The organism is Microbacterium sp. Root1433D1 (assembly GCF_001426835.1).
Classification (GTDB): Bacteria; Actinomycetota; Actinomycetes; order Actinomycetales; family Microbacteriaceae; genus Microbacterium; species Microbacterium maritypicum.
In genome coordinates this window covers 813787-827744 of the sequence record NZ_LMFN01000001.1, presented here as the reverse complement: position 1 = coordinate 827744, position 13958 = coordinate 813787, and the positions used below count along the sequence as shown (strand labels likewise).

The following is a 13958-nucleotide window of genomic DNA, read 5'->3' as shown; positions in this document are numbered from 1 at the left end:
GTGTGTTCCGGAATACCGCTCTGAACTGGCTTTATTCGGCAGCGAATGTCGGTGGCCCCGGGTTGACTTGCGCGTATGACGACCCCGGTGGAGATGCTCGGTCAGACGGCCGCTGATCTGGACGCGCTGCTGCGTTCCGACGTGGTGGCGGGGTTGCCGGATGACGCGAAGATGCAGCTCTTGCGTGTGGCGGGGGAGGTGCAGCGGCGCGTGGAGGCGCTGGTCGTGGAGACGGTCGCATCTGTCGATGCGCGCCCGGCCGGGTCGGGTGAGGTGGCATTCTGCGGTCGATTCGGGTGTCGGACGATGGGCGAGCTGCTGCAGCGGGTGCTGCGGACGGATGCCGCTGGCGCTGGTCGAGTGGGGAAGGCGGCGAACGCCGTGCGTCGCGAGGTGGAGCTGTCGTCGGGAGTTCGCTTGCCGGTGCGGTGGCCGGCGATGCGGGCGGCGATGCTCGACGGGGCGGTGGGGGTGGCCGGGCTGCTGGCAGCGACAGGACCGGTGGAACACGCTGCGGTCCGGGTCGGTACAGCTGACCGGCTGCTCGCAGATGCGGAGCTTGCGGCGTATGCCCGCGGGTGCGCGGTCGCTGCCCAGGGGGCTGACGACGGCCGCCGCGCCGACGCGGATGCGGCTGTCGACGGCGAAGAGGCACCACCGGCGACGCCGGAAGACCTCCGGATACTGGCGCAGGTGATCGTGCAGTACCTCGACCCCGACGGCGCGGAGCCGGCAGACGACATCGCGATGCGCGCCCGGGGGATCATCCTGGGCCGGGCGAAAGACGGGGTGATCCCGATCCGGGGCGGGCTGCTGCCCGAGGTCGCGGGACAGCTGCAGCGCATCTTCGACGCCTATCTGAACCCGAGAGTCGACGGGCCATCCGCGCCCGGGGTCGTCGTCTTCCAGCCGTCCGTCCTGGTCGACCACGATGAGGCCGCCTCCACCGGGGCGGTGGGGGGAACAGGCGACGATGTCCTCCCTTCCGACGATCCCGCCCGGATGGTCGACACCCGGTCCCGCGCACAGAAGCAGCACGACACCCTCGCCGCGGTGCTGGGGATCGCTGCGCGGCACGATGAGATGCCCCGTCTCGGTGGCGCCGCACCGACTCTGGTCGTGACCGTCACCGCCGACGACTACATCGCCGGGCGCGGGTGGGCGCACGTCGACGGTATCGACGTCCCCGTATCCGTGCGTACCGCCGCACACACCGCCTGCGCGGGTGGAGTGCAGCGGGTGCTGTTCGACCCGGCAGGGCGCATCATCGGAATCGACACCTCCGACCGGATCTTCAGCGCCCATCAACGCCGGGCGATCACTCTCCGTGACCGCGAATGCCTGATTCCCGGCTGCCACGTCCCCGCGACGTGGTGCGAGATCCACCATGTGCAGGAGCACTCGCGCGGCGGGCCCACCCACACCGATAACGGCGTCGCCCTCTGCTGGCACCATCACCGTACCCTCGACGCCTCCGGATGGGAGATCCGCATGCGACACGGCACCCCTCACGTCCGCGGCCCCGCGTGGTGGGATCCCACCCGACGATGGCGCGTGCCCCAGCCGGTGAGCAGGGCTCGCAACAGGCCGGCTGCCCGCCGCTCGGCACTGCTCAGGACGTGAACCGAGACATGCAGGCTCGGCGCGACGTGTCGACTAGTGCGACACGATGTGGCATGCTGGCGGGCGTTGCGCCCGGCTCCGTGTCGGCATCGCGTCGGAACGACACCTGGCGCGGTACACGAAAACCAGACAGGCAACCCAGGGAACAGATGTCCAGACCACTCGCGGGACCGCAGGGCCTGCTGCGCACGCTCAACGGCCGCGCGATCCTGGAGGCGCTCGCTCGCAGCGGGCCGCAGACCCGTTCGGAGCTGATGTCCACCACCGGTCTGTCACGCACCGCGGTCACGCAGGTGCTGCGGATGCTCGAGAACGCCGGGGCCGTCGCGTCGGCAGGCCTCGACCGGGACACGAGAGGCCCCGCCGCCGGACGGGTCGCCCTGCATCCGCGCCTCGGATTCGCCGTCGCCGTGCACGTCGATCACCATGCCGCCCACGTCGTGCTCGTCGACGCCGGCGGAACCGTGCGGGCGGAGGAGCACGCCCCGTTCACCGAGGCCGAAGACCGCGTGACCCACATCGTCTCCCTCGTCGAGCGGTGTCGCCGCACGGTGAAAGCGGCGAAGGGCGCCGTTCACCTGGGGGTCGTCGGAGTGCCCGGCATCGTCACGGCCGACGGCGGCATCCGCGACGACCTCGGCCCCGACGGCGGCGCATTCCGTGCGGCGCTGTCGACCGCCCTCGACTGTCCTGTGCGCATCGAGAACGATGTGAATCTCGCAGCCCTCGCCGAGCTCACCGCTGGAGAAGGAGCGGTCCTCGCCAGCTTCGCGCTGCTGCTCCTCGACGACGGGCTCGGGGCCGGCATCGTGATCGACGGCGCGCTGCACCGCGGCTTCTCCGGCGTCGCCGGCGAAGTCATGTACCTGCCGCAGACGCCCATCCCGATCGGTGCGCCCCTCGTGGGCGACGCGGTCGTGGGCGACCTGGCCCTCGGCGCCGGCCGCGATCCCGGGGCATCTTTCGCCGATCATCTGGAGGCGGCCGTCCGCGGAGACGCTGCGGCGGTACGGATCGTGTCCGAGATCGCTCGACGCATCGTTCTCGTGGCCGGCAGCGTGGGGCTGGTGCTCGATCCGGAAGCATTCATCCTCAGCGGCGAAGCAGCTCATCCGGCACTCGTCGCCGCGATCGTGCGGATCGCCGGCGAGTACGAGGCGCAGCTTCCCCTGCGGTTCCTCGTCTCCTCCTTCGGTCCGGAGGCTCCGCTGGTCGGCGCCGTCAACGAAGCGGCCGTTGCGCTCCGAGGCGAACTCTTCACCCGCATCCTCACGCCCGCCTCCCAGGCTGGCCGATGAACACCACCCGTTGCACACCACCATTCCGGGCACCGCCGCTCGAATCACCGACAGGATCCCCGATGACCGCACCTTCCGACCTCGCCGATCGACTCGGTCTCGCGCCCGGTGCGCGGGCGATCATCCTCAATGCGGATGATTTCGGCATGTGCCATGCGGCCAACACCGCCATCATCGACCTGCTCACAGCCGGACGCATCGACTCGACGACCGTGATGGTCCCGTGTTCGTGGTCACCGGCAGCACTCGCTTTCGCGGCCTCCCGCACCGACCTCGACGTCGGCGTGCACCTCGTTCTCACCAGCGAATGGGCCCGCTACCGGTGGCGCCCGCTGACCGGTACCGCCACGAGCCTCGTCGACGCCGCGGGCTTCTTCCCGACCGACGTCCTGTCCGTCGAGCAGAACGCCACCGATGACGATGTCGCCGCCGAACTCGCCGCCCAGTTGCAGACCGCGCTCGACGCCGGCGTCGACGTGACGCACCTCGACAATCACATGGGTTCGGTCTACGGGCTCGTGACCGGCCGAGGCTTCCTCCGCCCGGTGTTCGAGCTCGCCGCACGACACGGTCTCCCGTTCCGGCTGCCGCGCAGCATGGACGGGGTCGGCGAGGATTCCGCGCTGCAGGCCCAGCTCGACGCTGCGGCGGCAGCCGCCGATGCAGCCGGCGTCGAGATCATCGATCGGCTGTGGTCGCACCCGTTCGAGCTCCTGCGCGAGGCCACACCGGATGAGGAGACGTACGAGCAGATGCGCGACGGCTTCATCGCGCTGCTGCGAGCGGTGCCGGCCGGAGTCACCGAGATCTACCTGCATCCGATGGTCGACGACGACGAGCTCCGCGCGGCTGTCGATTTCAGCGCGGCGAAGCGCGGCTACGAGCTGCGACTGCTGAGCGATCCGGCCGTGCTGCAGGCGATCGAGGACGAGGCGCTCGTGCGCATCGGCTGGCGCGACCTGCGCGACCTGCAAAGGGGAGACGCCCGGTGACGTCGCTGAGCGAGCGGGTGCGCGACCGACGTCTGGACGCGGCGCCGACCAGAGCGCAGACGATCGCGTTCGGAGCCTCCGGCTTCCCGACGCAGCTCATGGCGCAGACCTTCTCGGCCTTCGTCGTCTACTTCTACGTCTCTCACCTCGCCGTCCCAGCCGGGTGGGTGGCTGTCGCGATGATCGCCCACGGCATCCTGAACGCCGTGCTGAACCCCGTTGTGGGCACGGTGTCCGACCGGCTGCGCACACCGTGGGGCCGGCGCATCCCCTGGATCGGCGTGGGCATCGTGCCGCTCGTCGTCGCGTTCGCGCTGGTGTGGATGCCGCCAGAGCTCCCCGTGAGCGGCCTCATCATCTGGTTCCTCGTCGTCGTCGCCGTATACGACGTGGCCTTCGTGGTCGTGGTGCTGAACATCTCCGCCCTGTTCCCCGAGATCTTCCGCACCACCGAGGAGCGCGCTCGCGGCAACGTGCCACGACAGATCTTCGCGATCCTCGGCATGGTCCTCGGAACAGCCGGTGCGCCGGCGCTGTACAGCGCGCTCGGCTGGCCGGGCATGGCCCTGGTGCTCGGCGCCGTGTGCCTGGTGCTGCTCGTGTGGTCGTTCTTCGGGGGGATGATCGAGCGGCGGGTTCCGGAGGCAGCTTCGGAGGCCATGCGCTGGGGCGACCAGCTGACGTACACCTTCCGCAACCGCGCGTTCGTCCCCTACGTGCTCGGGTCGCTGTTCGTACAGACCTCGATCGCCGTGATCCTGGCGGCGGTCCCCTTCTACGTCAGGTACTCCCTGCGCGCACCGGAGGGAGAGGGCAGCCTGCTGCTCGGGGTGATCTTCGTCACCGCGATCCCCTCGATCGTGTTGTGGAGCGCGGTCGTTCGCCGCACCTCTCCTCGCACCGCGCTGCTGTGGAGCGTCGCGGTGTTCGGCGCGGCCATGCTCGGCTACCTCGTGGCGGCAGACGTGCCCGGTGCGGTTCTGGTCGGTGTGGCTGTCGGCGTGGGCGTCGGCGGCCTGCTGCAGCTGCTCGAGGTCGTGCTCGCGCAGATCATCGACGAGGATGCCGCGCGCACAGGTCATCGTCGGGAAGGCGCCTACTTCGGAGTGAACGGCTTCGTGGTGCGCGGCTCGGTCGTGCTGCAGGCGATCGTCGCCGCGGTGGTGCTGACGGCATCCGGCTTCGACGCCGGTCTCGGCGACGCGCAGCCCGAGAGCGTCGACGGCGGCATCCGGCTGATGCTCGCGGTGATCCCGCTCGGGTTCACCGCGCTCGCCTGGTTCTGCTTCTGGCTCTATCCGATCAGGTCCCGCGACCTCTGACCGCTACGGACGAGCAGCCTGGCGCGCCTCCCACCCCGTGCGCACCATCTCGTCGACCGAGTACCGCATGGTCCAGTCGAGGTCGCGCGCTGCGAGTTCGCCCGTCGCCACGATGCGGTCGGGGTCGCCCGGCCGCCGTGGTCCGATCTCGGGGGTGAAGTCGATGCCGGTGACGCGGGCGACGGCGTCCATGATCTGCTTCACGCTGAGTCCGTCGCCGGAGCCGAGGTTGTAGGCGGCTTCGATCGGACGTCCGCCGGAGAGGCGCTGGGCTGCGGCGACGTGGGCCGCCGCGATGTCGCCGACGTGCACGTAGTCGCGCACGTTCGTCCCGTCTTCGGTGGCGTAGTCGTCGCCGAAGATCTTGGGGGTCGTGCCCGCGAGCAGCGCCTCGAACACGATCGGGAAGAGGTTGTGCGGGCTGACGTCGTAGACCGTCGGGTCGGCGGAGCCCACCACATTGAAGTACCGCAGCGACGTGTGACGCAGCGGCCGCTCGGAGTCGGCCGTGGCGATGCCCTGGTCGCGCAGCAGCCACTCGCCGATCAGCTTCGATTCGCCGTAGGGGCTCGCCGGCTTCTTGGGGGTGTCCTCGACGACGAGCGCGACGTCGGGGGTCCCGAACACCGCGGCGGACGACGAGAAGACGATGTTCGAGACGCCAGCGGCCTCCATGGCCTCCAGGACCACCCGCGTGCCCTCGACGTTCTGCGCATAGGTGTGCAGAGGGCGCTGCACCGAGACGCCGGCGTACTTGAATCCCGCGACGTGGATCACCCCCGCGGCGTCGTGATCGCGCAGCGCCTTCTCGACGAGTTCGCGGTCCAGGATGCTGCCCTGCACGAACGCCACCCCCTCGGGCACGAACGATGCGACGCCGCTGGACAGATCATCCAGTACGACCGGGGTGAGCCCCGCGTCGGCGAGGGCGCGCACCACATGGGCGCCGATGTATCCGGCGCCGCCGGTGACGATCCAGGACATTGCGTCTCCTCTCCCGCCGCGACATGGTCGCGGCTCGATGGGTCTTTCCGTCAGGCGTCGCGGCGCGGGCCGGCAGACGGGGTCACCGTGAACAGCAGGGGGGCCGCGAATCGGGAGGCCGCGAAGGCCGCGTTCACGGCATCCGAGACCGCCTCGACGGCATCCTGCTCGATCAGTGCGATCGCGGCTCCGCCGAATCCGCCGCCCGTCATCCGTGCGCCCAGGGCCCCGGCCGCCAGCGCGGTGTCGACCGCGGTGTCGAGCTCGGGGGTCGAGATCTCGAAGTCGTCGCGCATCGAGGCGTGCGAGGCGAGCAGGAGATCGCCGATCGCGCGCACACCCTTTTCGCGCAGCACTCGCACCGTGTCGAGCACGCGCTGGTTCTCGGTGACGATGTGGCGTACGCGCCGGAAGGTGACGTCGTCCATCAGCTCCTGGGCGCGCGGCAGGTCGTCGATCGACACGTCGCGCAGCGCGGAAACCCCCATGATCGACGCACCGAGCTCGCACGAGGCCCGGCGTTCACGGTAGCCGCCCGTGGAGTGCGCGTGCTTGACCCGTGTGTCGATCACGAGGATGGCGAGTCCGGCTTCGGCGACGGCGAGAGGTACGAGCTGGGTCTCCAGCGACCGGCAGTCGAGGAAGATCGCAGTGTCGGGGCGGCCGAGCATCGACGCCATCTGGTCCATGATCCCGGTGGGAGCGCCGACGGCCTCGTTCTCGGCACGTCGTCCGATGCGGGCGAGGGTCGTGCCGTCGAGCCCGGTGCCCCACAGCTCGTTCAGAGCGGAAGCCGTGGCCCCTTCGATCGCGGCGGACGACGAGAGCCCCGCTCCCACCGGCACGTCGGAGGCGATCGCGATGTCGAGTCCGCTGAACGGGCCGGCCTCCACCGCGGCCTGACGCAATGCCCAGGCGACCCCGAGCGGATAGGCGGCCCATTCCGGGACGGCCGGATGCGAGCCGGGTGCGGTGGGGAACAGGCCGTCGAGTTCGTCGAGGGCGACCTCGACCGGCTCGTCCGCGAAGGTGGAGCCGACCAGGACGCGACCGCGGTCGTCGTCGCGCCGGCCGACCGCGGCGACCGTGCGCTGCGGGATGGCGAACGGCAGGACGAACCCGTCGTTGTAGTCGGTGTGCTCGCCGATGAGGTTCACGCGTCCCGGTGCCGACCAGAGTCCATCGGGTTCGCGGCCGGTGAGCCGGGTGAAGAGGGTGCGGGCGTCGTGGGCGGCGGTCATGCGGATGCTCCGGGGTCGGTCTGGTCGTGCGAGGCGCGTTCGATCGCCTCGCGAAGTCGCGCGGCTCCGACCTCGGGCGGCACCTCGGCGGCCCACGCCCACATCGCGGCCTCGGAGCCGGCGAGGAACTTCAGCTTGTCGGCGGCGCGGCGGGGGCTCGTCAGCTGCAGGTGCAGGCGCACGGTGTCGCGACCGACGTGCACGGGTGCCTGGTGCCAGGCCGCGATATAGGGCGTCGGGGAGTCGTAGAGCGCGTCGACACCGCGCAGCAGCCGCAGGTACAGCGGGGCGAGCTCGTCGCGCTCCGCCTGCGTGGTCTCGGCGAGGTCGGGCACGTGGCGGTGCGGCATCAGGTGCACCTCCAGCGGCCAGCGCGCGGCGAACGGCACGAAGGCGGTCCAGTGCTCGCCGCGGAACACCACGCGCTCGGACGCCTGCTCGGACTCGAGGATGTGCTGGAACAGGTCGGGGGCCGTGCGATCGATCGACTCCAGCACACGGGTCGTGCGCGGAGTGACGTACGGGTACGCGTAGATCTGACCGTGCGGGTGGGGCAGGGTGACGCCGATCGCCTCACCACGGTTCTCGAACGGGAAGATCTGCTCGATGCCGGGCAGCGTCGACAGCGCCGCCGTACGGTCGGCCCAGGCCTCGATGACGGTGCGGGCGCGGGTGACGGACTGCGTGCCGAAGGATCCCGCGTGCTCGGGGCTGAAGCAGACGACCTCGCAGCGTCCGACCGAGGTGCGTGTGCGGCCGAGGCCGAGAGCTGCGAGATCGTCGAGTCCGCGGGGCGCGTTGGATGCCACGGGTGCGGTGCCCACTGCTTCCGCGAGGGCGGGCCCGAACGCGGGCGAGCGGTTCTCGAACACCGCGACGTCGTAGCGCGAGGGCACTTCCGACGGATTGCCCGGAGTCTGCGGCGCGAGCGGGTCGGCGTCGGCGCCGGGCATCATCACGCGGTTCTGCCGGTTCGCGGCGACGGTGATCCAGTCGCCGGTGAGCACGTCGAGGCGCATCGTCGCGGTGTCAGGGCGGGGGTCGAGAACGCGGGCGTCGATGGCTCGATCGGGTCCGAGCGCGGTGCCGGGGTCGTCGTAGTAGATGAGGTCGCGGCCATCGGCGAGGGTGGTGGCGCGTCGGACGACGCCGGCGCCGAGGGCGTCGGTGCGCAACTCAGGAAGTTCGGGCGTGTTCACGTAAACATGGTACGCACAGAGCCGTGATAACGTCAACATGCCGGAGTCGCGCACCAGCGGTCTGCCGGAGTGTCGAGACGGAGGATGCGGGTGGGCGAGAGCGGACGCGACCGTGTCGAGGAATCTGTCTCCCGCCGGAGGCGTCCGGCGTCCGGTCGCGTGTCGATGGCCATGGTCGCCGCCCGCGCGGGCGTCTCGGGGCAGACCGTCTCGCGCGTCGTCAACGGCAGCTCGCGCGTCGACCCCGACACCCGCGCTCGCGTGGAGCAGGCGATGACCGCACTCGGCTATCGTCCGCACCGCGCAGCCCGAGCCCTGCGCACCGGCCGCTCGCAGACGATCGGACTCGTGGTCACCACCCTGGCGACCGTCGGCAACTCGCGGATGTTGCAGGCGACGGCCGAAGCGGCGGCCGAACGCGGCTACGCGCTCACCCTCGTGACCGCCGCTCACGGGGTCGCCGAGGCCTTCGATCGACTCGCGGAGCAGGAGGTCGACGGCGCGATCGTGCTGAACGAGGCATCGGCCCTGGTCTCCGCCGCTCAGCGCCCCACGGGACTGCGGCTCGTGGTCGTCGACGCACCGACCGGCGCCGGGTTCACCTCGGTGCACAGCGACCACACGGGCGGGGCCGCCGCCGCCACGCGTCGACTCCTCGGCCTCGGGCACACCACCGTGCACCACCTCGCCGGTCCTGCCGACTCCTTCGCCGCCGTCGAGCGCGAACGAGGGTGGCGCGAGACCCTCACCGCTGCCGGCATCCATCCGCCCGCCGTCGTCCGCGGCGACTGGAGCGCCGACTCCGGGTACGCGGCTGGTCGAGAACTGGCCTCGGCCACTGCCGTCTTCTGCGCCAACGACCAGATGGCGCTCGGCCTTCTGCGGGCTGTCTCCGAGTCGGGTCGCCGGGTCCCGGAGGATGTCAGCGTGATCGGCTTCGACGATGTGCCGGAGGCCGCGAACTACCGGCCACCGCTGACCACGATCCGTCAGGACTTCACCGCGCTCGCGCAGCGCGCGGTCTCTGCGCTGGTCGATGCGATCGAGGGTATGCCGGAGGCAGAGGGCGCCGCCGTCATCCCGACCGATCTCCTCGAGCGTGCCAGCACCGCGGAGAGCGTGCGGTGACCAGGGTCGTGCTGGCCCCCGACAGCTTCAAGGGCACCATCACGGCAGTCGATGCCGCGGCCGCCCTCGCCGACGGCTGGGCATCGGTCGATCCGACCGCCGAGTTCGTGCATCGGCCGATGGCGGACGGCGGAGAGGGCACCATGGCCGCGTTCGAAGCGGCCGTGCCCGGCGCCGTGCGGATGCCGCTCACGGTCGACGGTCCGGCGGGGCAGAGGGTCGACACCTGCTGGCTGCTGCTGCCCCCGACGGAGAACGCCCCGGCGGGCACGGCCGTGGTCGATCTGGGCTCGACCTCCGGCATCGAGCTGCTGCACGAGCTGCGCCCGTGGGACGCCGACACCACCGGACTCGGGCAAGCCCTGGCCGCCGCCCTCGACCACGGTGTCTCGCGACTCGTCGTCGGCATCGGCTCCAGTGCGTCCACCGATGGGGGCACAGGGATGCTCACCGCGCTTGGCGCCCGCTTCCTCGACGCCGCGGGTGCACCTGTCGCACCGGGCGCGCGCGGTCTCGACGACATCGCCTCCGTCGATCTGAGCGCCTTGCGCGCGGCCCCCGAGGTGCGCGTCCTCACCGACGTCACCAATCCGCTCACCGGTCCGCGCGGTGCTGCCGCGGTGTTCGGCCCCCAGAAGGGGCTGCGCGCGGCCGAGGACATCGCTCTCGTCGACGACGGCCTGCGTCGCCTCGCCGACCTGTTGCGCATCGACCCTGCCGGTCAGGGCCACGGAGCGGCAGGAGGCACGGGAGCTGCGTTCGCGGCGTGGGGTGGCGTGCTCGCTCCCGGCGCCGCAGAGGTGGCCGCGCTCATCGACCTCGCCGGCGCGATCGCCGACGCCGATGTCGTCGTCACGGGGGAGGGGTCGTACGACGGACAGTCGGGCGACGGCAAGGCGCCCTCGTTCCTCGCCGGGCTCGCCGCAGCGGCGGGTGCCCGTGCGATGCTCGCCGCCGGGCGCATCACCGACGACGCCGACACCGCACCGTTCGCCGCGTGCGCCTCCCTCACCGCGCTCGCCGGCTCATCGGAGGCGGCACTCGCCGAACCGGGGCGCTGGCTGCGCGAAGCGGGAGCCGCCTTGGCACGCGCCGTGGTCTGATCCCGCTCCTGCCGGAGACCCCGGCCACGCGCGGCCGGGGTCGTCGCTCGCTGCGCGGGAGGGGTCAGCCGCCCAGCGCGGCCGACACCACGGCACGGGCCTCGGCCTGCACCTCGGCGAGGTGCTCGGGGCCGCGCAGGCTCTCGGCGTAGAGCTTGTAGACGTCTTCGGTACCCGACGGGCGGGCGGCGAACCAGGCGTGCTCGGTCTGCACCTTGAGTCCGCCGATCGCCGCGCCGTTGCCGGGCGCATGCGAGAGCTTCGCGGTGATGTCCTCACCGGCGAGTGCGGTCGCCGTCACGGCTTCGGGGGCGAGCTTGCCCAGGGTGGCCTTCTGCTCCGGCGTGGCCGGTGCGTCGACGCGCTGATAGGCCGAGGCGCCGAAAGCGGTCTCCAGCTCGCGATACCGCTCCGACGGGGTCTTGCCGGTCACGGCGATGATCTCGGCGGCCAGCAGACACAGCAGGATGCCGTCCTTGTCGGTCGACCAGACCGAGCCGTCCTTGCGGAGGAACGAGGCACCGGCCGACTCCTCGCCGCCGAACGCGACCGACCCGTCGAGGAGTCCGGGAACGAACCACTTGAATCCGACCGGCACCTCCAACAGGCGCCGGCCGAGCGATTCGGCCACGCGGTCGATGATCATCGACGACACCAGCGTCTTGCCGATCGCGGCGTCGCGCGGCCAGCCCTCGCGGTGCGAGAAGAGGTAGTCGATGGCGACGGCGAGATAGTGGTTCGGGTTCATCAGCCCCGCGTCAGGGGTCACGATGCCGTGCCGGTCGGCGTCGGCGTCGTTGCCGGTGAGGACGTCGTAGGAGCCCTTCTTCGCCACCAGCGAGGCCATCGCGGAAGGCGACGACGGATCCATCCGGATCTTCTCGTCCCAGTCCAGGGTCATGAAGCGCCAGGTCGGGTCGACCTCGGGGTTCACGACCGTGAGGTCGAGGTCGTGCATCTCCGCGATCAGCGCCCAGTACTCGACGGAGGCTCCACCGAGCGGGTCGGCGCCGATGCTGACACCGGCCGAGCGGATGGCGTCGATGTCGATGATCGACGGCAGGTCGCGCACGTAGGCGTCGCGGAAGTCGTAGCCGGTGAGGGAATCCCAGTCGATGTCGGCGAAGCGCTCCAGCTTCACACCCTCGAGGCCGGCGGCGATGAGGGCGTTCGCGCGGTCGGCGATCCAGCCCGTGGCGTCGGTGTCGGCGGGTCCGCCGTGCGGCGGGTTGTACTTGAAGCCGCCGTCGCGCGGGGGGTTGTGCGAGGGGGTGACGACGATCCCGTCTGCGCGACTCGGGTCGTCGGCCGCCTTGCCGCGGTTGTACGTGAGGATCGCGTGGCTGAGCGCCGGCGTGGGCACCCACGAGTCGCGGGAGTCGACGCGCACGTCGATGCCGTTCGCGAGCAGCACCTCGATCGCACTGCGCTCGGCGGGAAGCGACAGCGCGTGGGTGTCGCGGCCGAGGAAGAGCGGACCGGTGATGCCCTGCGCATCGCGGTAGTCCACGATCGCCTGCGTCGTGGCGAGGATGTGGTTCTCGTTGAAGCTGTTCGACAGCGAGGATCCGCGATGGCCGCTGGTGCCGAAGACGACCCGTTCGGCCGCGACCTCGGGGTTCGGTGTGCGGTCGTAGTAGGCGGCGATCAGTTCATCGACGTCGATCAGGTCACTTTCCTCCGCGGGGAGGCCGGCACGGCTGGTCATCCCCTCAGTCTGCCCCCTGATCGGCCCGATCGCATCCGAGAAGTCACCAGGAAGAGCGGTCGGCCCGCCGAGGGCTAAGGTGAAACCCGTGACTGAACGCCGCACCTACAGCTATCTCGGCCCTGCCGGAACCTTCACGGAGGCGGCGCTCGATCAGGTGGCCGAGGCCCGCGGCCAGGACTGGCGCCCCGTGCACAACGTGGGTGAGGCTCTCGCCGACGTGCTCGAGGGCCGCAGCGACGCCGCGATGATCGCGATCGAGAACTCGATCGAGGGCGGCGTCTCCACCACGCAGGACGCTCTCGCGACGCTCCCAGGGCTCCGCATCATCGGTGAGTACCTGGTGCGGGTGAACTTCGTGCTGGTGGCACCTCGGGGGACGACCCTCGATCAGGTCGAGGTGATCGCGGCGCATCCGGTGGCCTACGCCCAGTGCCATGGCTGGCTCGGCGCGAACCTGCCGTCGCACTCGCACGTGCCCGCATCGAGCAACGTCGCCTCCGCGATCGGCGTCCTCGACGGCACGCTGGCAGCGCAAGCCGCGATCGCCGCCCCCGGCATCGTGAATCACTACGACGTCGACGTCCTGGCAGAGGGCATCGGCGACAACGCGCAGGCCGTGACCCGCTTCGTCCTGGTCACCCGCACGACCCGCTCGCCCGAGCCGACCGGCGCCGACAAGACCTCCCTGATCGTCGAGCTCCCGCACGACCACCCGGGTTCGCTCCTCGAGATGCTCGAGCAGTTCTCCACCCGCGGCATCAACCTGTCGCTCATCGAGTCGCGGCCCATCGGTGACGAACTCGGCCGCTATCGGTTCGTGATCGACGCCGACGGCCACATCGAGCACGAGCGCATGGCCGACGCGCTGCTCGGCATCCGCCGCTTCAGCCCGCGTGTCGTCTTCCTCGGCTCGTATCCGCGTGCGGACCGGCAGATCGTGCAGTACCCGGACCGCTACTCGGACGACGTGTTCGTCGAGGCGCGCGATTGGCTGCGCGGCATCCTCTCCGGCGAGCCGGAGGCCTGACGCCGCCCGCCCCCCCCCGCCGCCCGGTGCGGCCGGGGCGTCGGGTGTCTCAGTGCTCCTGGAAACGCGGCCAGTCGCTGCCAGGGGCCATATGGGAGTGCAGGGCACCCTTCGCCGAGGCGAGGCTCGGGTACGTGCCCGTGGCCGCGTCGGATCCGACCATCGTGACCGTGTAGCCGTCTTCGTCGTGGCGGATGCTGCCGACGACGCCGTTGCGGCCGTAGGCGACCCAGAGGGCGAGAGTCTTGGTCGTGCTCATCGTCGAACTCCTTCTGCTGCTGCCGAGAGTGCGTTCGCCGAAGGGGCCGCGCCCCTGTCGACGGCACTGTT

The 13958-nt window shown here is 70.9% G+C and carries 12 protein-coding genes; 7 read left to right on the top strand and 5 right to left on the bottom strand.

Annotated features, from left to right (window positions below):
* Positions 1-75: 75 nt before the first annotated feature.
* The 4 genes from ASD13_RS03995 (at position 76) to ASD13_RS03980 (ending at position 5235) form a co-directional block, all read left to right on the top strand.
* Positions 76-1623: an HNH endonuclease signature motif containing protein gene (locus ASD13_RS03995; protein ID WP_055866002.1), complete on the top strand. Its 1548-nt coding sequence runs from the start codon at positions 76-78 to the stop codon at positions 1621-1623.
* Positions 1624-1772: 149 nt separating this feature from the next.
* Positions 1773-2921 (top strand): ROK family transcriptional regulator, encoded by a 1149-nt coding sequence (locus tag ASD13_RS03990; RefSeq protein WP_055866000.1) that lies wholly within the window; start codon positions 1773-1775, stop codon positions 2919-2921.
* A gap of 62 nt (positions 2922-2983) precedes the next feature.
* Positions 2984-3913 carry a polysaccharide deacetylase family protein gene (locus tag ASD13_RS03985; protein WP_055865998.1) on the top strand — a complete coding sequence of 310 codons (930 nt, stop codon included), beginning with the start codon at positions 2984-2986 and terminating at the stop codon, positions 3911-3913.
* The gene (locus tag ASD13_RS03980; protein ID WP_055865996.1) at positions 3910-5235 is read left to right on the top strand and encodes an MFS transporter; all 1326 of its coding nucleotides are present in this window, start codon (positions 3910-3912) and stop codon (positions 5233-5235) included. The genes ASD13_RS03985 and ASD13_RS03980 overlap by 4 nt, the downstream gene beginning before the upstream one ends.
* A 3-nt stretch (positions 5236-5238) precedes the next feature.
* Here the strand turns inward: ASD13_RS03980 and galE are convergent, their stop codons facing one another.
* The 3 genes from galE to galT are packed head-to-tail and all read right to left on the bottom strand — an operon-like array spanning position 5239 to position 8659.
* The gene (gene galE / locus ASD13_RS03975; RefSeq protein WP_055865994.1) at positions 5239-6219 is read right to left on the bottom strand and encodes a UDP-glucose 4-epimerase GalE; all 981 of its coding nucleotides are present in this window, start codon (positions 6217-6219) and stop codon (positions 5239-5241) included.
* A gap of 50 nt (positions 6220-6269) precedes the next feature.
* Entirely contained in the window at positions 6270-7460 is a 1191-nt protein-coding gene (galK, locus tag ASD13_RS03970) for a galactokinase (RefSeq protein WP_055865991.1), read from the bottom strand.
* The gene (galT, locus tag ASD13_RS03965; RefSeq protein ID WP_055865989.1) at positions 7457-8659 is read right to left on the bottom strand and encodes a galactose-1-phosphate uridylyltransferase; all 1203 of its coding nucleotides are present in this window, start codon (positions 8657-8659) and stop codon (positions 7457-7459) included. Before galT ends, galK begins: the two co-directional genes overlap by 4 nt.
* Before the next feature lie 165 nt (positions 8660-8824).
* Here galT and ASD13_RS03960 point away from each other — a divergent pair, with 165 nt between their 5' ends.
* Both ASD13_RS03960 and ASD13_RS03955 read left to right on the top strand, forming a co-directional pair.
* Positions 8825-9787: a LacI family DNA-binding transcriptional regulator gene (locus tag ASD13_RS03960; protein ID WP_055866880.1), complete on the top strand. Its 963-nt coding sequence runs from the start codon at positions 8825-8827 to the stop codon at positions 9785-9787.
* Positions 9784-10890 (top strand): glycerate kinase, encoded by a 1107-nt coding sequence (locus ASD13_RS03955; protein WP_055865987.1) that lies wholly within the window; start codon positions 9784-9786, stop codon positions 10888-10890. Before ASD13_RS03960 ends, ASD13_RS03955 begins: the two co-directional genes overlap by 4 nt.
* A gap of 64 nt (positions 10891-10954) precedes the next feature.
* On the opposite strand, the gene pgm is transcribed toward ASD13_RS03955, so the two are convergent.
* Positions 10955-12598 (bottom strand): phosphoglucomutase (alpha-D-glucose-1,6-bisphosphate-dependent), encoded by a 1644-nt coding sequence (gene pgm, locus ASD13_RS03950; protein WP_055865985.1) that lies wholly within the window; start codon positions 12596-12598, stop codon positions 10955-10957.
* Between the two features lie 79 nt (positions 12599-12677).
* On the opposite strand from pgm, the gene pheA reads away from it, so the two are divergent.
* The gene (pheA, locus tag ASD13_RS03945; protein WP_017829431.1) at positions 12678-13628 is read left to right on the top strand and encodes a prephenate dehydratase; all 951 of its coding nucleotides are present in this window, start codon (positions 12678-12680) and stop codon (positions 13626-13628) included.
* A gap of 49 nt (positions 13629-13677) precedes the next feature.
* Here the strand turns inward: pheA and ASD13_RS03940 are convergent, their stop codons facing one another.
* The gene (locus ASD13_RS03940) at positions 13678-13887 is read right to left on the bottom strand and encodes a hypothetical protein (protein WP_017829430.1); all 210 of its coding nucleotides are present in this window, start codon (positions 13885-13887) and stop codon (positions 13678-13680) included.
* Positions 13888-13958: the final 71 nt, after the last annotated feature.